This window comes from Azospirillum thermophilum, from assembly GCF_003130795.1.
GTDB classification, from domain to species: Bacteria; Pseudomonadota; Alphaproteobacteria; order Azospirillales; family Azospirillaceae; genus Azospirillum; species Azospirillum thermophilum.
This window is the reverse complement of record NZ_CP029352.1, coordinates 216,464-237,173: the sequence shown is the minus strand read 5'-3', so window position 1 is coordinate 237,173 and position 20,710 is coordinate 216,464. Positions and strand designations below refer to the sequence as shown.

17 protein-coding genes are annotated in these 20,710 nt (G+C 68.7%); 10 read left to right on the top strand and 7 right to left on the bottom strand.

Annotated features, from left to right (window positions below):
• Positions 1-61: 61 nt before the first annotated feature.
• Both DEW08_RS00980 and arr read right to left on the bottom strand, forming a co-directional pair.
• Complete coding sequence (locus DEW08_RS00980; RefSeq protein WP_109323725.1) at positions 62-541, bottom strand: VOC family protein; 480 nt, start codon at positions 539-541, stop codon at positions 62-64.
• Positions 542-667: 126 nt separating this feature from the next.
• A complete protein-coding gene (gene arr, locus DEW08_RS00975) occupies positions 668-1,096 on the bottom strand; it encodes an NAD(+)--rifampin ADP-ribosyltransferase (protein ID WP_109323724.1) in 429 nt (142 codons plus the stop codon).
• Positions 1,097-1,802: 706 nt separating this feature from the next.
• Here arr and araD point away from each other — a divergent pair.
• The 9 genes from araD to DEW08_RS00930 all read left to right on the top strand — a co-directional run bounded on the left by araD (position 1,803) and on the right by DEW08_RS00930 (position 11,586).
• Positions 1,803-3,554 carry an L-arabinonate dehydratase gene (gene araD, locus DEW08_RS00970; RefSeq protein WP_109323723.1) on the top strand — a complete coding sequence of 584 codons (1,752 nt, stop codon included), beginning with the start codon at positions 1,803-1,805 and terminating at the stop codon, positions 3,552-3,554.
• A gap of 12 nt (positions 3,555-3,566) precedes the next feature.
• Complete coding sequence (locus tag DEW08_RS00965; RefSeq protein WP_109323722.1) at positions 3,567-4,358, top strand: HpcH/HpaI aldolase family protein; 792 nt, start codon at positions 3,567-3,569, stop codon at positions 4,356-4,358.
• Complete coding sequence (locus DEW08_RS00960; protein ID WP_109323721.1) at positions 4,358-5,254, top strand: aldose 1-epimerase; 897 nt, start codon at positions 4,358-4,360, stop codon at positions 5,252-5,254. The genes DEW08_RS00965 and DEW08_RS00960 overlap by 1 nt, the downstream gene beginning before the upstream one ends.
• Positions 5,247-6,122, top strand: coding sequence for an SMP-30/gluconolactonase/LRE family protein (locus DEW08_RS00955; protein ID WP_109323720.1), 876 nt, complete (start codon positions 5,247-5,249; stop codon positions 6,120-6,122). The genes DEW08_RS00960 and DEW08_RS00955 overlap by 8 nt, the downstream gene beginning before the upstream one ends.
• Position 6,123: 1 nt before the next feature.
• Positions 6,124-7,002 (top strand): NAD(P)-dependent oxidoreductase, encoded by an 879-nt coding sequence (locus DEW08_RS00950; protein ID WP_109323719.1) that lies wholly within the window; start codon positions 6,124-6,126, stop codon positions 7,000-7,002.
• A 71-nt stretch (positions 7,003-7,073) separates the two neighbouring features.
• Positions 7,074-7,841: an SDR family NAD(P)-dependent oxidoreductase gene (locus DEW08_RS00945; protein ID WP_109323718.1), complete on the top strand. Its 768-nt coding sequence runs from the start codon at positions 7,074-7,076 to the stop codon at positions 7,839-7,841.
• A gap of 10 nt (positions 7,842-7,851) precedes the next feature.
• Entirely contained in the window at positions 7,852-8,733 is an 882-nt protein-coding gene (locus DEW08_RS00940; RefSeq protein WP_109323716.1) for a sulfite exporter TauE/SafE family protein, read from the top strand.
• Between the two features lie 124 nt (positions 8,734-8,857).
• Positions 8,858-10,300, top strand: a complete 1,443-nt coding sequence (locus tag DEW08_RS00935) for an MFS transporter (protein ID WP_109323715.1) — start codon at positions 8,858-8,860, stop codon at positions 10,298-10,300.
• A 275-nt stretch (positions 10,301-10,575) separates the two neighbouring features.
• The gene (locus DEW08_RS00930) at positions 10,576-11,586 is read left to right on the top strand and encodes a LacI family DNA-binding transcriptional regulator (protein WP_245986049.1); all 1,011 of its coding nucleotides are present in this window, start codon (positions 10,576-10,578) and stop codon (positions 11,584-11,586) included.
• Between the two features lie 336 nt (positions 11,587-11,922).
• Here DEW08_RS00930 and DEW08_RS00925 read toward each other — a convergent pair whose 3' ends face one another.
• On the bottom strand, positions 11,923-12,789 hold the full coding sequence (locus DEW08_RS00925) for a response regulator (RefSeq protein ID WP_109323713.1): 867 nt from the start codon (positions 12,787-12,789) through the stop codon (positions 11,923-11,925).
• Positions 12,786-14,408: a sensor histidine kinase gene (locus DEW08_RS00920; RefSeq protein WP_109323712.1), complete on the bottom strand. Its 1,623-nt coding sequence runs from the start codon at positions 14,406-14,408 to the stop codon at positions 12,786-12,788. Before DEW08_RS00920 ends, DEW08_RS00925 begins: the two co-directional genes overlap by 4 nt.
• A 149-nt stretch (positions 14,409-14,557) precedes the next feature.
• Here DEW08_RS00920 and DEW08_RS00915 point away from each other — a divergent pair, with 149 nt between their 5' ends.
• Entirely contained in the window at positions 14,558-15,253 is a 696-nt protein-coding gene (locus DEW08_RS00915) for a response regulator transcription factor (RefSeq protein WP_109323709.1), read from the top strand.
• A 49-nt stretch (positions 15,254-15,302) separates the two neighbouring features.
• Here the strand turns inward: DEW08_RS00915 and DEW08_RS00910 are convergent, their stop codons facing one another.
• The 3 genes from DEW08_RS00910 to DEW08_RS00900 are packed head-to-tail and all read right to left on the bottom strand — an operon-like array spanning position 15,303 to position 20,641.
• A complete protein-coding gene (locus DEW08_RS00910) occupies positions 15,303-18,197 on the bottom strand; it encodes an ATP-binding protein (RefSeq protein ID WP_109323708.1) in 2,895 nt (964 codons plus the stop codon).
• A 16-nt stretch (positions 18,198-18,213) separates the two neighbouring features.
• Positions 18,214-18,954 carry a hypothetical protein gene (locus DEW08_RS00905; protein WP_109323707.1) on the bottom strand — a complete coding sequence of 247 codons (741 nt, stop codon included), beginning with the start codon at positions 18,952-18,954 and terminating at the stop codon, positions 18,214-18,216.
• 49 nt (positions 18,955-19,003) lie between these two features.
• A complete protein-coding gene (locus DEW08_RS00900; RefSeq protein WP_168220218.1) occupies positions 19,004-20,641 on the bottom strand; it encodes a ShlB/FhaC/HecB family hemolysin secretion/activation protein in 1,638 nt (545 codons plus the stop codon).
• Positions 20,642-20,710 lie beyond the last annotated feature (69 nt).

Below are 20,710 nucleotides of genomic sequence, written 5' to 3'. Positions count from 1 at the left end.
GGCGGCACGGTCCCGGCCCTCCGGCCGCGGCGGGCAGCGGTCGACACCCGCCCGCGACCGGTCAGCCGCGTCGAGCCGCCTCGATCGCGGCGACATCGATTTTCGTCATGCTCATCATCGCGTCGAACGCGCGCTTCGCCTCATCGCCGCCCACCGCCAGCGCCTCGGTCAGCACACGCGGGGTGATCTGCCAGGAGACGCCCCATTTGTCCTTGCACCAGCCGCAGGCGCTTTCCTGCCCGCCGTTGCCGACGATGGCGTTCCAGTAGCGGTCGGTCTCTTCCTGATCGTCGGTGGCGATCTGGAACGAGAAGGCTTCGTTGTGCCGGAATGCTGGTCCGCCGTTGAGGCCGAGGCAAGGGATGCCGGCGACGGTGAACTCGACGGTCAGCACGTCGCCCGCCTTGCCGGAGGGGTAGTCGCCGGGCGCGCGATGGATGGCCCCGACCGAGCTGTCGGGAAAAGTCTCGGCATAGAAGCGGGCGGCAGCCTCGGCGTCCTTGTCGTACCAGAGGCAGATCGTGTTCTTGGCAATCGCCATGACCGGTCCTTTCACTGTCCATGCGTCAGCAGCGGGCGGATATCCAGGCCCCGATCCGATCCGGCGAAGGTGGCTGCGAACGCCGTTCGCACCGGGACTCCCCTGCGCCCGGCAGGGGACGTGCTTCTAGTCGATCGCCTCGATTCCCTGCTGCCTGAGCTGTTCCAGATGGTTCTTCATGGCCACGAGCTGCTCCGGAGAGTGCCCCTGCCAATCGGTGATCTCGCCCGTGACCCGAAGCGGTTCGCGGGAGCGGTAGGACCTGGTCGGATTGCCGGGGAACCTCTTGTCGGTCAGGTTCGGGTCATCCACGATCGGGCCCGTCGGCTCCACGATGTAGATCCTGCCGCGCCCGTCACCGGCGGCCAGTTCGGCGCCCCAGATCGCGGCGTCGAGGGTCGCGGTCAGATAGACCCAGCTCCCCTTCTTTCGACGGCCGTAGTTGGAGTTGCAGCCGGCCTCGATCAGGTCGCCCGGCTTCAGGTCGGCCCGCGTGCCGTGGTAGAAGCGCTGGGGCACCGTACCGCCGGTGGCCGCCTCAGGCTTGCTGCTCATGCTGCTCGTCCCTCGCTCTGTTGCCCGCTCCCGTCCAGGCGGGAAACGGCCGTTGCCTGCCCGTCCGCAGGCGCAGCGCACGCGCCCGGAGGCTGCCGCGGTCGCTCCGGCTGCACCGCGACCAGATCGGGGTGCGGGAGCCCTGGTGGGCCGCTGCCGCTTCGAGCGTCCGCTCAAACGCCTGGACAAGCCCCCGGCCGTCACGGCGGAACGACAGGATCGCGACCGCATATCGGGCAACAGCACCGGCGATGCCTCGTCCATGCCCGGTTCGAGCAGGATAGCGAGGTCCTCCCGGTTCCGGAAAGCTATCCTCTCGGCAAGCACGGCCACCGCGAAGGAATGACCGCGCCGACACCCCCCTTCGCACCGGCGCCGGACCAGCCAAATCGCACCTGCGACAGACGGCCGCATGGCAATCGTAACGTTACGACGGTAGCCTTCGTAACGTTACGAAAACGACGTGGGTGTATGTTCCTCCATGTTTCGCAGCGCTGCAGCCGGTCCGGCTCCGTGGGGTCGCGATCGGTCCGCTTCAGATCGCTGCGCTTTGCAAATCCTTGACATATGGAGCACTGCCCCCGGTTCGGCGACGAAACCGAGAGCAGCATGAGCCTAGCTGCGAAGAGCACCATGGCGCCGCATGCGCCCACGAATCGTAACGTTACGAACCTGCGTTCGGACCTCGATACCGGGAATAGACAAAATGTTCGATGCCTCCCACCTTCGAAAAGTCGGCGTCTCCGACTTGCGCAGCCAACGCTGGTACGCGCCGGATACCATCCGTGCGTTTGCGCATCGCCAGAGAACGCAGCAAATGGGGCTCAACAGGGAGGAATTCCTGGGAAAGCCCGTCATCGGAATCATCAATACCTGGAGCGAGATGAGCGCCTGCCACGTTCACCTGCGTGAGCGTGCCGAGGCGGTGAAGCGGGCTGTCTGGGCGGCGGGCGGCTATCCCGTCGAGCTTCCCGCGCTGTCGGTGGGCGAGGTCATGGTGAAGCCCACCACGATGCTCTACCGCAACTTCCTCGCCATGGAGACCGAGGAGCTTCTGCGCCAGCATCCGATCGACGGCGCCGTCCTGATGGGCGGCTGCGACAAGTCCACGCCGGCCCTCCTGATGGGCGCGCTCAGCATGGACATTCCGGCCATCTTCTGCCCCGCCGGGCCGATGTCCTCCGGCAAGTGGCGCGGCCACATCACCGGCGCCGGAACCCATACCAAGAAGTTCTGGGACCAGCTGCGGGTCGGTGCCATCACGCAGCACGACTGGGTCGAGCTGGAAGGGGCGATGACCCGGTCGATCGGGACCTGCAACACGATGGGCACGGCCTCGACGATGACCTCCATCGCCGATGCCATCGGCTTCACGCTTCCCGGCGCGAGTTCCATCCCGGCGGCCGACTCCCGGCACCCGCAGATGGCGGCGCTGTGCGGCAAGACGATCGTCGACATGGTCTGGCACGACCACAGGCCGTCGAAATGGCTGGAGAAGGGCAACTTCCTGAACGGCATCGTCGCGTACATGGCGCTCGGCGGATCGACGAACGCCGCCATCCATCTCATCGCCATGGCGAACCGCGCGAAGATCGCGCTGACGCTCGAGGACATGGAAGCCGTGGCCCGCGAGGTGCCGGTCCTGGCCAACCTGTTCCCGTCCGGCGACCGGCTCATGGAGGACTTCTACTTCGCGGGCGGCCTGATGGCGCTGATGAAGAAGCTGGAGCCGTTCCTGCGGCTGGACATGGTCGGCGTCACCAACCGGCCGGTCTCGGACTGGATCGAAAACGCCGCGTGCTTCGACGAGGACGTGATCCGTGGGCTGAACAACCCGGTCATCCCGCTGTCCACCGGCCGCGCGCTCGCCGTGCTGCGCGGCAATCTGTGCCCGAACGGCGCGGTCATGAAGTCCTCGGCGGCCCAGCCGTCGCTGCTGAAGCACCGCGGCCCGGCGATCGTCTTCGACACCCCGCAGGAACTCTCCGAGCGGATCGACGATCCCGCCCTGGAGGTGACCAGGGACTCGGTGCTGATCCTGCGCAACGCCGGCCCGGTCGGCGCCCCGGGCATGCCGGAATGGGGCAACCTGCCGATCCCGAAGAAGCTCCTGAAGGACGGCGTCACCGACATGGTGCGCATTTCCGACAGCCGGATGTCCGGCACCCACTACGGCACCTGCATCCTGCACGTCGCCCCCGAGGCTGCCGTGGGCGGTCCGCTGGCGCTCGTCAGGACCGGGGATATCATCGAGCTGGATGTCGCCGCCGGAACCCTGAACATGCTGGTCGGCGACGAGGAACTCGCCGCACGCCGCGCGGCCTGGAAGCCGGTGCACCGCACCTATGGGCGCTCCTTCGCAGCTCTCTACCAGCAGCATGTCACGCAGGCCGACCAGGGCTGCGACTTCGATTTCCTCCAGGCCGGGGAAGCCGTGCCGGAACCGCATATCTACTGAGGATACAGCGTCATGAACCAGTTCAAGCGCAACATCGAATCCGGAAAGCTCCAACTCGGCACCTGGATGATGACCGGCAGCGACACGGTCGCCGAGGCGATGGCGCGCGTGGGATTCGATTTCCTGGTCCTGGACCAGGAGCATGTGCCGGTCGATTCCGCGGACGCCATCCGGATCGACCGCGCCGTGCGCTCGGCCGGCACCGGGGTGACGCCGCTGTACCGGCTCGCCTGGAATGATCCGGTCCTGATCAAGCGCGCCCTCGACGGCGGCGCGGCCAGCCTGATGGTGCCGTTCGTCGAAAACGCCGAGGACGCCAGGAAGGCGGTCGACGCCGCCTATTATCCGCCGTTCGGCAAGCGCGGCTTCGCCGCCGTCCATCGCGCCAGCCACTACGGCATGAACCCCGACTTCGTGCGGGAGGCGCGCGAAGAGCTGTGCCTGATCCTGCAGCTCGAAACCCCGAATGCCATCGACAATCTCGAAGCGATCGGGTCGCTCGACGGCGTCACCGGCCTGTTCGTCGGCCCCGGCGACCTGTCGAGCGCGATGGGGCACATCGGCAATCCCGCCCATCCCGAGGTGCAGGCCAAGATCAAGGAGGCCGTGCAGCGGTGCCGGGCGCTGGGCAAGCCCTGCGGAATCGTCGGGGGCAATCCCGATCTGGTCGCCCGCTATCAGGATCTCGGATTCACCTTCGTGGCCCTGGGCTCCGACATGAGCATGCTGGTCGCCCGCGCCAAGGAGCAGCTCGCGGCGGTGCGCGGCAAGGCCGTCACCGTCTCCGGCGGTCAGGTGTACTGATGCCCCGCCGGATCGGCATAGCCCGGGGCGGCATGGCCCTGGAGGTGGCACCGGACCTCGGGGGCGCCATCGCCTCCCTGACGTTCGGGGAGGTGGACATCCTCCGTCCCCTGCCGGCGGGCGAGGACGTGATCGTCAACCAGTCCGCCTGCTATCCGCTGGTGCCCTACTCGAACCGCATCGCCGGCGGCCGGTTCGCGTATGAGGGCGAGCGCTTCCAGCTCGCCCGGAACTTCGGGGACCACCCGCACTCGATCCACGGCAACGCCTGGCAGCGCCCCTGGGAGGTCGCGGACACCTCCGACCGGTCCATCGCCCTGACGTTCGTGCACAGCCCGGTGAAGGGCGAGGAACACCACTGGCCCTGGCCGTACCAGGCGACACAGCTCTTCGAACTGCACGACCGGGAGCTGACCGTCGAGCTGACCTACCGGAACCTGGCGGGGAAGGCGGTGCCCGTCGGGCTCGGCTTCCATCCCTACTTCCCCGATGCAAGCGCGGCACTGCTGCACTTCTCGGCGGGAAAGGTCCTGTTCAACGGCCCGGACAGCCTTCCCGTTTCCATGGGCGAGGTGCCGCCCGAGTGGAGCTACCGGTCTCCCCGGGCTCCGGTCGCCGGGTCCATCGACAACTGCTTCTGCGACTGGGAAGGACCCGCCACGATCACCTGGCCGGGCCGCAAGGTGACGGTCGCGATCGACTCGCCGCAGGCGACGAACGCGGTCCTGTTCATCCCGCCGGCCGCGAAGAACTTCGTCGCCGTCGAGCCGGTGACCAACGTGAACAACGCGATCAACGACCTTCCGGTCGACCTGGACGGCCGTGCGATGCGGCGGGTGGCTCCCGGAGAGACCCTTTCCCTTCAGATGAGCATCAGGGTGTCGAGCCATGAATGAGCCCGTACCGCTCTTCGACTACATCGGGGAGCTTCCCGAGTGCCCGACCTGGTGCGAGACGGGCCGGCGCCTCTACTGGACCGACATCCTGCGCAAGGAGCTTCATTCCTGCCGGCCCGACGGCACGGACCATCGGATCCTCCGCTTCGAGGAGGAGGTCGGGTGTTTCGCCCTGCGCGAGAAGGGGGGCTTCATCCTGGCCATGCGCACCGGGATCTATCTGGCCGACGCGCAGGGGACCATCGAAAGGAAGATCTGCGACAACCCGAACAACCCCCTCCTCGCCCGCTTCAACGACGGCGGGGTCGACCCCTACGGCCGCTTCTACGCCGGAACCTACTGGTCCCCGCGCGATTACAACGGCGCGCTGCTGTGCCGGGTCGATGCCGGCCTGACGGTCAAGGTGGTGCAGTGCGACATCCTCGGCGCCAACGGTCTGGCGTTCAGCCCGGACGGGCGGTGGATGTACACCACCGACACGCCGAACCACGTCCTGTACCGGACCCCGATCGACCCCGCCAGCCGGGAGCCGGGGCGCCGCGAGGTCTTCATGAGCTTCCCGCGTGGCAACGGGCGGCCGGACGGCGCGGCCATGGACGTCGAGGGTTGCTACTGGACGGCACTGTTCGACGGCCACCGCATCGCCCGGATCTCGCCGGCCGCCGAAATCCTCGAAGAGCATCGATTGCCCGCGCGCTGCCCGACCATGGTCTGCTTCGGCGGCGACGACATGAAGACGCTCTACATCACCACGACCCGCGAGAACATGTCCGAAGACGAGCTGCGCGAGCGGCCGCTCTCCGGCGCTCTCTTCACCATGCGCACCGCCGTCGCGGGCATGCGCAAACCCGCTTTCAAGGAAGACTGACATGAAGACGATCGGTTTCATCGGGCTCGGCCTGATGGGTGAGCCCATGTCCAGGAACCTGGTGACCAAGTTCGCCGGCACCGTCCTGGTCTATGACATGAACCCGCAGGCCATCGCCCGGGTGGTCGCGGCGGGTGCCGAGGCGGCCGCGTCCATCGAGGACATCGCCCGGCGCGCCGACGTCATCTTCACGATGGTGCCGAAATCCGTGGACGTCCAGGCGGTCTACGAGGCGATGCTGCCCCATCTGCGCGCCGGCCAGATCACCGTCGACATGTCCACCATCGACCCCAGCGTTTCCCAGGCCCTGGCGGAGACGGTGAAGGGCAAGGGCGCGGCGATGCTCGACGCGCCGGTCGTCAAATCGGTTCCGGCCGCGGAGGCCGGCGAGCTCGGCATCTATGTCGGCGGCGACGAGAGCGCCTACCAGACCGTCCGCCCGCTGCTGGCGATGATGGGATCGAACCAGATCCATCTCGGCGCCAACGGCCGCGGCCTGGTGATGAAGATGCTGCACAACACGCTTGTCGCCGGCATCCAGAACAGCGTCAACGAAATGCTGAATGCGGCGGAGGTCTACGGCATCGGCAAGGCGGAATTCACGACGGCCGTGTCCTACGGCGGCGCCATGAACTTCTATCTCACGAGCAAGGTCAAGAGCCTGATCGAGGAGAACTACAAGCCGGTGTTCTCCCTGCAGAACATGGCGAAGGACGTCAACATCATGTGCACCATGATGCAGGAGAAGGGGCTCCACCTTCCGGGCGTCGCGCTGGTCAAGCAGGTCTACGACAAGGGCGTCGCGGCGGGGTTCGGGACCGAGGACTTCTGCGCGACCTACAAGGTCGTCCACGCCGGACTTCACGGCAACCGGAAATAAGAACAGTGCCCGATCCGTGGGATCGGCGAACGGGGGAAAGGCGACCGCCTTTCCCGTAGGAGTGCGTGCAAATGAACTATCAAAAAAACGTGCACTATTCGTCCCTGGAGGGGAAAGTCGTCGCCATCACCGGCGGCGCGAGCGGCATCGGCGAGGAACTGGTCCGTGCCTTCGTCAGCCAGGGCGCGAAGGTCGGCTTCCTCGACGTCGACCGGAAGGCCGGGGAGGCGCTGGCAACCGAACTCGGCTGCCTCTTCCTTCCCTGCGACGTGACCGACATCGGGCAGCTCAAGGACTGCTTCGCGACGATCGCCGCCAGGCTCGGCGTCGTCGACATCCTCGTCAACAATGCGGGGAGCGACGATCACCACAAGATCGAGGACATCACCGAAGCGTATTTCGAGAACCGCATCGCCGTGAACCTCCGCCACCAGATCTTCGCCATCCAGGCGGTGATCGGCGGCATGGCGGAGAAGGGCGGCGGATCGATCATCAACATGGGGTCGATCAACTGGATGCGCGGCCGGCCGGGCCGCGTGCTCTACTCCCTGTCCAAGGCGGCGATCCACGGCTTCACCCGGACGCTGGCCCAGGAACTCGGCGCCCGCAACATCCGGGTCAACAGCCTCGTCCCCGGCGCCATCCGCACTCCCAAGCAGGACGCGATGTGGGCCAAGCTGGACCCCGCGGCGGTCAACCAGTTCGTCGAGCTCCAGGCGCTCAAGTTCCGGCTCGACGGCACCCACTGCGCCCGGATGGCCCTTTTCCTCGGATCGGACGAGTCGTGCGGCTGCACCGGCCAGGACTTCATCGTCGACGCCGGCCTGACCTTGAACTAGGGAGCCTGCCATGGACCTTCTTGCCATCTTCACGCCGGACGGGACGCTGCTGGACACGACCACCGTCCTGACGGTATGCGCCCTGATGTTCCTCTACACCTTCGTCGGCATCTGCGCCGGCTTCGGCGGCGGGCTGACCACCATGCCGCTGGTGTCGCTGATGCTGCCGGTGAAGATGGCGGCTCCGATGTCGGTCATCGTCGGAACCGCCACCGCGCTCTATGCGACCTGGCTGTCGCGCAAGGAAACCGACTGGAAGTCGGCCGCCGTGCTGATCGCCTTCTCGTTCCTCGGCGTCCCGGTCGGGCTTTACGCACTGTCCTACCTGCCGGACTACATGATGAAGATCGGCCTCGGCGTCTTCCTCATCGTCTACTCGGCCTACAGCCTGTTCATCCCGCGCCTGCCGACCTACGACAAGCGCTGGATCGCGGCGCCGATGGGCGCCATCGCCGGTGCGCTCGGCGCGGCCTTCTCCACCAACGGCCCGCCGGTGGTGATCTACGGCATGCTGCGCAACCTCAGCCCCGCGGCGTTCCGCGGCACGCTCAACGCCTTCTTCACCGCCAACAACATCACCATCATCGGCGGCCTGGCGACGAGCGGCATCCTGACGGTCTCGACGGTCAAGCTGGTGGTGTTCGCGGTTCCCATGATGATCCTCGGCTCCCTGGTCGGGCAGTTCGTGCACAAGCGGCTTCCGACGCCGGTCTTCCGCAAGCTGGTGTTCATGCTGCTGATCGCCTCGGGTGCGATGCTGATCAAGGGCGCTGCCGGCCTGCCGGCACTGCCGGTCCTCGCGACCGTCTTCATCCCCTTCATCATCCTGCAGCTCATCTTCGGGAAGAAGATCGCCATGATCCGCGCCCAGCAGGAATCCGCCAAGGCATAACCGCAGTCAGGAGGAATGCCTGACAACGGAGAGCAGGGCGAGCTGCCTCGCCATCGCCGCCGTCACCGGCAGGCTCTGCTCTCCTTTTCCACCCGGCAGGCCCGAAGAGCTGGAGGTCTCTATCATGAGCAGCGAGAAGTTCACCCAAGCCGGCCTTCGGGAGCCCGCCTTGCGGAAGGTCGTCGCCGGCAGCTTCGCCGGCGCGCTCCTCGAATGGTATGATTTCTTCGCATTCGGAACGGCCTCCGGCCTGGTCTTCGGGCGGCTCTTCTTTCCCGACGCCGATCCGATGGTGGCCACGATCGCGGCCTTCGCCTTCTTCGGCGTGGGGTTCTGGGCCCGTCCGCTGGGAGGGATCGTCTTCGGCCATTTCGGGGACCGCGTCGGCCGCAAGGTGACGCTGATCTGGACGATCATGATCGTCGGGATCACCACCTTCCTGATCGGCTGTCTGCCGACCTACGCACAGGTCGGCATCTGGGCGCCGATCCTGCTCGTCGCCCTGCGCCTCCTGCAAGGCTTCGGCCTTGGCGGGGAGTATGGCGGGGCCTCGCTGATGGCGATCGAATCCGCCCCGCGGAACCGGAGGGGCTTCATCGGATCCCTGCCGCAGGCGGCCTCGTCCGCCGGTGTCATCCTCGCCACCAGCGTCTTCGCGGCCTGCGATCTTCTGCTGACGGATGCCCAGTTCATGTCATGGGGCTGGCGGATTCCCTTCTGGCTCTCGGCGCCCATGCTGGTCGTCGGCCTCTACATCCGGATCCACGTCGCCGAAACCAAGGACTTCGCCTCGGCACAGGGGAGCGGCATGGCCGCCGGCCCGCAGGACGGCGCCGAGCCCCGCCGGACGGCCGAGCCGCGCACCGGACATCCCGTGACCGGCAGCGCGTCGCGCCAGCGGGCGGCGGAGGGACTGCCGGTCGTCGAACTGTTCCGCCGCCATCCGCGCAACATCATCCTGGCCACCGGGGCGCGGCTGGTCGAGACGGTGTTCTTCAACGCGATCTACTCCTTCGCGGTCGCCTACATGGTGTCGACCCTCGGCATGGACCGGCACGTCCCGCTGACGGGAATGCTGCTCGCCGCCTCGGTCGGCATCGTCATGTGCCCGATCGCCGGCTGGCTGTCCGACCGGTATGGCCAGCGCTCGATCTACCTCCTGGCATCGCTGGTCTGTACGGTCATCAGCTTCGGCCTGTTCGAGGTGCTGGGAACGCGCGACGTGGTCCTGATCTACTGTGCCATGATCGTCGGCTTCAGCCTGGGCCCGGTCACGCTGTTCGCGGTGCAGCCGACCATGTTCAGCCGCATGTTCGACACCAACGTGAGGTACACGGGCCTGTCGGTCGCCTATCAGGTGTCGGCGATCGTCGGCGGCATGACCCCGCTGTTCGCCGCGTCGCTGCTGGCACTCGGAGACGGGAACCCGCGGTACGTCGTGGCCTACCTCGCCGGGGTGTCGGCGATCTCCTGCGTCTGCGTCTGGCTGATCCGGTACGAAGCGAAGCAGGACCCGTTTCTTCCCTTCTCCTGTCTGGCCCGGACCAGGGGACGCTCGGCCACATGACCGGGAGGCCGGGGCACGGATCGTCCTGGCGCCGGGCCCGCGGCCGGACTGGCGGCGCAACCGGAGGCGGACCGGACCGGCCGGGACTACTACCCACTTCCTTCCCGGCTCCGGATCAACAATATTGGGTGCGCGGATGGCTGGCGCCGTACAGCCATCGGCAAGCAAGGCCGTTCCGCACGGAACGGTCCCCGGAACAGAGGAAGCAGGCAATGCGTGAGGCAACGCAGACGCAGCCGCAGCCACAGAGGCGCCGACGCCAAACCAAGAAGCGCATGACGATCATCGAGGTGGCCGCCATCGCTCAGGTCTCGCCCAGCACGGTCTCGCTCTATTGCCGCCGGCCGGAGGAGGTCTCGCCCTCGATGGCCGAGCGCATCCGCAAGGTCATCGATGAATGCGGCTATGTGCCCAACCTGATGGCGGGGGGGCTGTCGGCCGGGAAGAGCAGAACCGTGGCGGTCATCCTCCCGTCGATCACGAACTCCTTCTTCGCGGAAACCTACAACATCCTGCAGGATCTGCTGCACGCCGCGCAGTATCAGACCATGTTGGGGGTAAGCGAATTCAATCCGGAGCGGGAGGAGCATCTCATCCGCGCCTTCCTTGCCTGGTCGCCGGCGGCGATCGTGCTGACAGGCTTCGAGCACACGGAGGGAACCCGGGCGATGCTGCGGTCCGCCGGCATCCCCGTCGTGGAGACCTGGGACGTGACGGATGCGCCCGGCGTCGCGATCGACCTGTCCGTGGGGTTCTCGCACACGGACGTCGGACGGCGGCAGACCGGCTTCCTGTATGATCAGGGAAGCCGCCGGGTCGCCTATATCGGCGTGGCTGCGGCCCAGGACACGCGCCTGCACAAGCGGGCCGACGGCTATGCCGAGGAGGTGCGCCAGCGAGGCCTCCACGAGCCGATGTCCCTGGTGGTGACCGATGTCGTCCGGGCGTCGATCGGATCCCGCCTGATCAGCGAGATGCTGGACCGTCACCCGGACATCGACGGCGTGGCGTGTTCGAACGACACGCTGGCGCTCGGCGTTCTTCGCGAGCTGGCGTGCCGCGGGTTGCGGGTTCCCGAGGATGTCGCCGTGATCGGATTCGGCGACCTGACCTTCGCGGATTCGACGCAGCCGCCGCTGACCACGATCCGACCGCCGCAACAGAAGATCGGGTCGATCGCGGCAAGCCAGGTTCTTTCCCGGCTGCGCGGCGTCGAGGTGCTGCCCGCGCACCAGGACCTGGACTGCGAACTGGTGGTGCGGGCAAGCACGAGGAAGCCTGCGTGATGACCGTGGCCCGGCAGGGGCCTGCCGGACACCGGCCCGGTCAATGCTCGATATGGTCCTGCCCCGGTTCGGTGGTTCGCACAGGCATACCGGCGGACCCAGGTCGGGGCAGGATGATCCCGTCGCACCCAACGCATCTCGGGGGAGCAGGCGGTGGCCGGATGGAAGGGTGCGACGGCGGCGGCGTCAACCCCTCGGCGGCGCAGGGTTCTCCGCGCATCGGAATGGTTCCGGCGCCGAAGCCCGCAGACGCCATGTTCGACCGCCTCATCCAAGCCGCCTGCTTTCCGGCATGAACAAGCAGAAGCCGGCGTAAACTCTCTCCCTGCAGCACGGTCAGCGGACGTTGCCTGCGCCGACGCCCACGACGCTCCCCAGCGCAGCACGAACCTCGGCCACCGCGGTCATCAAGCGCTCGCCGTCGACCCCGTGCCGCAGATCCCGTTCAAGGGCCGCCGCGGCACCGGCCAGCCGCGGGTAGCCATAGGTGCCGGCGGACCCGCGCAGGCGATGGGCGATGCGCTCCATCTCGTCCCGGTCGCCCGCCTTCTGGGCGTCGCACAACGCCGCGTCCAGGCCATGCGCCACCGTGACGAAGAGAGAGGCGAGCCGCTCCGCGACCGCCGGGGCCAGGGCCGAAACCGGAGCCGGAGCGTCACCGGCCTGGGACTCTTCCATCGGTCCGGCCCGGCAGGCGCCGGACGGGGCGTGCCGGGCCAGGGCGTCGGTCAGCGCATCGGGGTTCACGGGCTTGGTGAGCACCTCGTCGATGCCGGCGGCGGTGTAGGTCTCCCGGTCCTTCAAACTGGCGTTGGCGGTCAGGGCGATGATGGGCGTCATCGCCGATGTCTCGTCCGGCAAGGCGCGGATGCGCCGGGCGGCCTCCGTCCCGTCCATGCCTTCCAGGCGGATGTCCATCAGGATCAGATCGAACGGCCGCTCCGCCACCGCGCGCAGGGCCTCTTCCCCGCTGGCGGCGCAGGTGATCCGGTGACCGCCGGGGGCCAGCCATTCCATGATGACCATGCGGTTCTCCGGCCCGTCCTCCACCAGAAGGATGTCCATCGGGGGCACGGGCAACAATCCGCAGCGGGCGGCCCGCAGCCCGTCCGCATCGGCGTGCGGGCGTGCCGGCTCCGCCACGGCCGTGGTCGCCGGAATGGACAGGCGGAACAAGGCGCCGCCGCTGCGGCCGGTGGTCACCCCGACCGTCCCCCCATCCGCTCGACGATCTGCCGCACGATGGCCAGGCCCAGGCCGGTGCCGTCCGACCGCGAGTCCCCCGCCCCGGCACGGTCGTAGGCATCGAAGATGCTGTCCCGCGCGCTCTCGGGCACACCGGGGCCGGTGTCTTCGACCTCCAGGACCAGCCGGGTGCCGTCGGGAGTGTCTTCGGTGCCCAGCCGCACGATGATCATGCCGGCGTCGGTGAATTTGATGGCGTTGGCAATCAGGTTGAACAGCAGCTGGCGCAGCCGGAGCGGATCCAGGCGATAGGCCGGCCGAAGCGTCGGGCTGACGACGACGGCCAGGCGCAGGCCCTTCGCCTCGGCCTCGGGCTGCAGGATCGTGGCCACCTCGCCGATCAGGGCGCGCGCGTCGGCCGGCTCCGGTGCCAGGGTCACCGCCTCCGCCTCCAGGCGCGACAGCTCCAGCACATCGTCGAGCAGCCGGACCAGATGACGCCCCGCCGTTTCCGCGATGCCCAGCCGACGTTGGTGATCCGGCCCCGGACCATCGCGCCGCATCAGCCGCACCATGCCCAGGATGGCGTTCAGCGGCGTGCGCACCTCATGGCTCAGCCAGGCGAGGAAGGCCGTCTTCCGATCGGCCAGGGCGGCCAACTCGGCGCTCTTCCGCTCAAGAGCCTGCGTGCGCGCGGCGACCAGCCGCTCCAGGTTCGCCTGCTGATGCGCCAGCGTGTCCACAGCCAGGCCGACGAAATGGAAGGTCACCCCCAACACCACGATCACCAGCGCGAAGCCGAACATCGTCATTCCCGCCTGATCGACCGGAAAGGGGCCGGCCTTGGCGGCCACGGTGGCGACCGTGGTCAGGGTCAGCACCAGGACCGCCAGAACCGAGCCGGCCAGCCCATGCCGCACCGCCACCATCAGCGCCACCGCGAACGCCAGGATGGCGACGTGCGGGATCGCCAGGGTGGACAGCAGCACGGGCAACGGGACGAGCGCCAGCATCACCAGCAGTTCCGGCCCGGCCGCCCTCAACGCCTGCCGGCGATCCCACAGCGCGGCCAGCGGCCCCAGCAGGAACAATCCCAGCGCGTTGCCCGTCACCACGATGAAGATCTTCATCAGCATGCCGGTGACGCTGCCGTCGGGGCTCAGACTGCCGATCCCGAGCAGCGGATCCTTCACGACCAGCAGCGTGCAGGTCACCAGGGGCGGCAGCAGGCACACCCGCAGAAGGTAGGTGACCATCCGCCCATAGGTCCCCTCGATCCGCCCGTCCACCGGCCAGTGGCCGAGCCGCCGGTCGGCCTGCGCCGCCATCCACACCTGCAGCAGGTCCAGCGCCGCGGTCGACAGGATCGCCACGGGCGCCTGCGGCCAAGGCAGGCCAAGACGCACGGCATAATAGACGGTGGAGGTCGCCAACGCCGCCGCCCCTATCGCCGCCAGCCCCGCCGACCCGATCGCCCGCACGCACAGCAGCCCGATACCGGAGCTCAGCCAGATCACGGTCCAGTTGGCCTCGGGAATCCGCGCGATCCGCACACTGGCCAAGGCGCCGAGATGATAAGCGATGGCAAAAAGGGCAGACAGCGCAAAAAGCTGCGCGAAGCGGATGGTTCTGGCCATGATGAAGCCGTCTTGCTCCTTGTCGACGCACCGTTGTATGATAGAAGCGACCTGACTGGTGACGACAAATTTCGATTGCCAGCACGATAGGGTTTTGGCACGTAGGCATTTTTGCTCGTGTCTGTATGGCCGCAACCTTTGGAGACGGGATGGCACAAGCCACGGTTCTGGTGGTGGAGGATGCGGCCGAGCTTCGCGAATTGTACGCGGGCTGTCTGGCCGACGCCGGGTACCGCGTCCTGCATGCCCCCGATGCGGCGACGATGCAGCGCCTGCTGACCGAGGAGCATCCGGACTTGGTGCTCCTCGACATCAATCTGCCCGATGCCAACGGGCTGGAACTGGCGCGGAGCCTGCACATCCGCGACCGGACGGGTCTCATGTTCGTCACGGTCCACACCGACGACGAGGACCGGATCGGCGCGTTGGAGGACGCAGGCGACGACTACGTCACCAAGCCGGTCGACCCGCGGGAGCTTCTGGCCCGGGTGCGAAACCTGCTGCGTCGGAAATCCCACGACTCCTACCTGCGTTTCGACGGATGGACGCTGGACCTCGTGCGCCGTGCGCTGTTCCGTCCGGACGGGTCCTTCCAGGCGCTGACCACCGGCGAATTCAACGTGCTGGCGGCGCTGGCGGCGATGCGGCCCAATCCGGTCAATCGGGAGTACCTGCTCGACGTCATCAGCAACCGGGACCGGGACAACGTCAGCGAGCACACGGTCGACATGCTGGTCATGCGGCTGCGGCGCAAGATGAGGAGCGACGATGGCCGGCCGGCGCCGATCGTCACCGTGCGCGGGGTCGGCTACGCATTGTCGGAGAGTGCGCCGGAGTCCGATTGAGCCGGGTCCGACTGGCCGGACTCCCAGCAAGGGCCGGGCGTCCCGGTGCCTAACCATCCGCCGGGGCTCGACGACGCGCGTCCAGCGCCTCCAGCACGGCTCTCAACTCCGCGTCCACCGCGCGCACCCGGTCGGCGAGCGGGGCACCCGCCGGCCCGTCGCTCCGCACGGCCCTGTCCAGCGACGCCGCGGCGTTGGCGAGCGCGGGAAACCCGTAGGTCGCGGCCGAGCCCTTCAGCCGGTGGGCGATGGCGGCCAGCCATGCGCCGTCCCCCGCCCGGTCCGCCGCGGCCAGCGCCGCGCGCTGCTCCCGGCAGGTGGCGGCGAACAGATCCAGCAGCGCGCCCAGCCGGTCCAGAGCGATGGTCTCCGCCAGCCGGGGCGCTTGGCGGCCGGTCGATGAGGCCCGCAGGGCCGCCGCCGGGCCGGCGGGCGCGAAGCGGGCCAAGGCCGCGGCCAGGCGGTCGGGGTCGAGAGGCTTGGGAAGGAGATCGTCGATGCCCGCCGCCCGATAGTCCACCTCGTCGGCCGACGAAACGTTGGCGGTGACGGCGATGATCGGGGTCAGGGCCGCCGCCTCGTCGGGCAGCGCGCGGATGCGGCGGGCCGCCTCCAGGCCGCTCATCCCGGCGAGCCGGATGTCCATCAGGATCACGTCGAAGCGCCGGCGCGCCAGAAGAAGCCGCACCGCCTCTTCCGCGCGGTCCGTCTCCGTCACCCGGTGGCCGCCGGCGGCAAGAAAGGCGCGCAGGACGGCGCGGTTCTCGGGCGCATCCTCCACCATCAGGATGTCGAGCGCGGGCACCTCCGGCACCGCTTCACGGGCCGGCGCCGCGGGTTCGCCGGCAGCCGTGACCGGAAGCTCGACCGTGAACAGCGCGCCGCCCCCCGGCCGGTCGGCGACCCGGATCGTCCCGCCCAGCGCCTCCACCAGCCCCCGCGCGATGGCAAGGCCGAGACCGCTGCCCTTGGCCAGCCCCGCGCTCTCCAGGCGGGTAAAGGCATCGAAGATGGTCGCCTTGGCCGCGTCCGGCACGCCGGGGCCGCTGTCGGCCACCGAGAGGACCAGCCGCCGATGTCCCTCGCCCTGCGGCGCGGCCTCCGCGCCGAGGTCCAGCGTCACGGAGATGGAGCCCCGGGGCGTGAATTTGATCGCGTTCGACAGAAGGTTCAGCAGGATCTGGTGCAGCCGGCGCCCGTCGACGAGGTACCAGCAACCGACGGCCTTCCCGATGGTCAGCGTGACGTCCAGCCCCTTGTCGGCCGCCGACGGCCGGCACAGCGCCACGGCGTCGCGGACCAGCCCCGGAACGTCGTTCGGTTCGAGCGCCAGCATCACCCGGCCCGCCTCCAGCCGCGACAGCTCAAGCACCTCGTCCAGCAAGGCGACCAGCTGCCGCCCGGCCCCGTCGATGACCCGCAGCCGGTCGGCCTGCCCCGCCGACAGGGAGTCCCGCTGCATCAGCCGGACCATGCCCAGGACGGCGTTCAGCGGCGTGCGCACCTCGTGACTGAGATGGGCGAGGAAGCGCGTCTTCACGGCCGCGTCATCCTCCGCCCGCTCCTTGGCCTCGCGCAGGACCGATTCGACGATGGCCGACTGCCGCCGCAACGCCTCGGTGCGGTCCTGCACCTGCCGCTCCAGACCCTCGTTCAAAGCGGCAAGCTCGGTCGACAGGTTCCGCACGTCGTCGAAGGCCCGCATCACCCGGCGCCCCAGGACCAGGGCGTGCATGAACAGAAAGGCCAGCTCGCCGAACGGGGCAAGATCGACACTGTCGAACAGGTGGGCATACATCATGGCGTCGTGGACGACCGAGGCCATGAACAGCACCGCCCCCACGCCCAGCACCCAGGCCCCGTAGCGCCGCTGCCGGGCGGCGGCGGCGATGCGGGCGATGAAATAGAGGATCGACAGGCCGAGCAGCGCGCTCGCCACGTCGCGGAAGCGGGTGAAGACCATCGGGTCGGCCACCAGGACGAACAAGACCCCGGCTCCTCCCAGCAGGTCCATCGCCCGCCCGACCCGCCGGTTCAGGCATCCCGGCAGCAGATGGTCCAGGGCATGGAAATATATCGGCCAGAACAGGTAGATCGGCAGATATTCGAGCCGGTATGCCAGCGACGCGTCCACGGCGGGGAAGACCGTGGTGAGCAGCTCGCTGGTGCACAGCATGCGCACCGCGCTCGCCGCCAGCAGGCCGGTCATCAGATAATAGGCCGACCGCTCTCCCCGCCGTGCGAAGGCCGCGACATAGGCCGCCAGCAGGAACAGCGACAGCACCACGCCGGCCGAGACCAGCTGGCGCAGCGTCCAGGCCCGCTGGAGGAAGTCGCCTGCCGCAAGCCGCGGACTCGAACCGATGCCGCCCTCGTGGTGAAAGTGGTTCGACACCTCGATGGCGAGGTCGGCGACCCGTGCCCCTTCGCCCGCGGCCTCACCGGCCGGCAGGGTGACGAACCGGGTGGCCGTCTGCGCGGTCTCTGCGGAGGCGATCATCGCAGGCCGTCCGGCCGCAGCCACCGGAGAGCCGTTCAGCCACACCCGCGACGCCGACTTCACCAGGGGCACCTGGACGGTGTAGGCGACCCCATCCTCCGGCAACAGGATGAAAAGCCGGTAGGTCGCCACCCCCACCGACCCCATCGCCGTGCCGTCCGGTCGGGGCTGGCCGTTCCAGACGCCGGGCAGCCGGGCGGTGGTCCAGCCGTCGGGGCGCGGCGGGGGCATCGCCACGGCGCCCGGCCCCAAGCCGGTCTCGGCCCCCGCCAGCCGTCCCCAGGAGACGAGCCATTCCCCATCGAGCGCCAGCGCACGCTCCTTCGGCACACCGCCGCGCAGGTCGAGGACGCCGCCGCGGACGGCCCCGTCGCCCTCCGCCCCGAGCGGCGCAGCTCCGGCAACGATGCAGACCGCCAGGGCAAGTCCCGGCAGCCAAGCCACACCCCGCCGCACGGCGTCAGAACTGCCCGGGCTTCACGCGGAAGATGTCCGGCTCGGCCGGGTTGGCGATGTAGGACAACCGGATCACCGGCCTGTCCTCCGCCTCCTTGCCGGCACCTTTGGCGCCGGGCTTCTTCCCGGGCTCCGCCTGACGGGCGAGACCGCTCACCGTCAAGAGCACGACTCGCGACCTGGCATCGCTGCCACGGAACAGGAGGACCGATCCGTCGGGCAGCGGCGCGTTCATCGCCACATTGTCCGGCTGGAAAGGCTGCTCGCTCAGATAGGCCTGCAGCGTGGAGGCGTTGGCCAGCAGCGTCTCGTTCGGCGTATCGCCCAGGTCGCGCGCCCACAGCACGTTGACGTGGATCAGCTTCTTGGTCGCGTAGCCCAGGATGTAGCTGACCCGCGCCGGGCCGCCGCCCGGCAGAAGATCCTTCACCGTCACCGACAGCGCGGTGGTCCGTTCGACCGGATTCTCGGCCCGTTCGATGTCCGTGTCCTTCACGCCGAAGTCGGCGCGGATCGCCTTGCGCAAATCCTCCTCACCCATCCCGAACTTCGCGGACCGGAACCCTTCGACGGTGGCCGGGACCGGCTTGGCGCCGTCCTCCTTCGCGGGCGCGGCGGAACCGCCGGCGGAGGTCGTGCCGGTGTTGGACGGCGTGCCGGCAGCGGCGAAAGCCGGACCGTGATCGGCCAGGCCGACCACCAGCGCGGCGGTGGCGAACAGGGCCACAAGCGTCTTGTTCATCATGGAAACCCTTCTGGTGCGCATCGGTGAACGGAGTGTCGGAGGAGCTGCGTCAAAAGACGTGGAAGACGGTTCGGAGATACAGGCGATAGCGGTCCATCGGCGTGCCGTCGCCGTCGCGAATCCGCGCGGCGACCGCCAGATCGGTGGAGACCCGGTCGGAAAGGCGGAGCGACGCGCCGATGCCGGCATCGGACATGGCGACCCGGTTGCCGCCGGCCGGCCGGACCAGGCCGGTCTCGTAGAAGCCGTACAGGTCCAGCCCCTTGGCCAGCGGCGAGGCGTCCCAGTGCAGCTCGAACTGGCCGTAGACGCCGGTGTCGCCCGTCAGCGCCCCGGGGGGCAGCGCGCGCAGGGAGGTCGCCCCACCGATCTGGAAGAGCTGGCTGCCGGGAAGCCCCCGCACCGTGCTGAGCTGCCAGCTGCCGCGGGCCTGGACGGTCCAGGGCGCGGACAAGCGATGAACGGCGCTCGCGTCGCCGGTGAAGAAGGTCGCCGTGCGCCGCCGGCCGCCGGGCGTCTCGGTCAGCCGGGCCAGCTCCGCCAGGGGCGAGACCAGGACCGACGTCTCCGCGTCGCCGTAGTAGAGGGAAAGGCCGACCGACGCCTTGTTGGCACGGGTGCCCGTGACATAGACGTCGGCGATGTTGTTCGACGCATGACTGCGGGTCAGCGCGCCGGTGACGGACAGCAGCGTGCTGTCGCCGGTCCACAACGGGTGGCTGCCGTTCAGCGATATCGCCCGTGACGCACCGGTGATGTCATAGGCCCGGTAGTCCCCCTGCACGATCTCGGTCTGGCTTCCGCTGACGCTGAAGCCGATGCGCCCGCCTTCGGTTCCGGCCGGCAGGTTGTAGGCGATGTTCGCCATCCGCGTCCCGCGCGACCCCGAGGCGTACAGCATCACCCGGTCGCCCGCGGCGAACAGGCTGCCGGTCCGGAACAGGACCCCGCCCTGCCCGCGCCCGGTCGCTTCGAACCCATAGTTGTCCGCCAGCAGGTCCAGTGACACCCGAGGCGGTTCGAGCACCGCGAGGTCGAGGTTGGTCAGACCGAAGGACGGACCGGGCTGCAGCGCCGCGCGGAGCTGCGCATCGTTGGTCAGGTTGAAGCGCAGGACGTCCCGATGCAGCGCCCGGGTGTCGAGCACGGCGCCCCGTTCGGCACGGACGCGGTTGCGGACATACTCCGCGCCGACCGCCGGGTCGCCGAGCACCGCGACGCCGTCCAGCCGCCCTTCCACCAGTTGGATGCGCACCCGCCCGCCCTCGATCCTCTGGGGCGGCAGGACGGCGCGTGCGGCCGCCTGGCCATGCGCGTCGTAGAGCGCGTTGACCGCGTCCACCATCTCCTGCAGGTCGTCGAACCCCAGGCTGCGTCCGACGTAGCGTCCGGCCACCGACTGGAGTTCCTCGACCGCCAGCAGCCCGGAGGAATCGAAGTCCACGCCATTCAGCGTGAAGCGGGATCCGCCGCCGCGAATGGTGATGCGGGGCAGGCCGTTCAACCCCTGCCCGCCCACCAGCGGCTCGTCCTGCAGCGGCGGCGGTTCCGCCGGCCCCTCCCGCCGCTCCCCGCCGGAACCGATCACGCTCGGCGTGGCGGCAGGCGGAAGGGTCTGGGGCGGAAGGGTCTGGGGCGGAAGGCCCTGCGCCCACGCCGCACCGGGCAGCATCGCCAGAAGCAGCAACCCGCCGATGCCGCAATGCCGGGCATCGCGCCTCTGCGTCCACGAGATCCGCGGACGCCCCCCCATCGC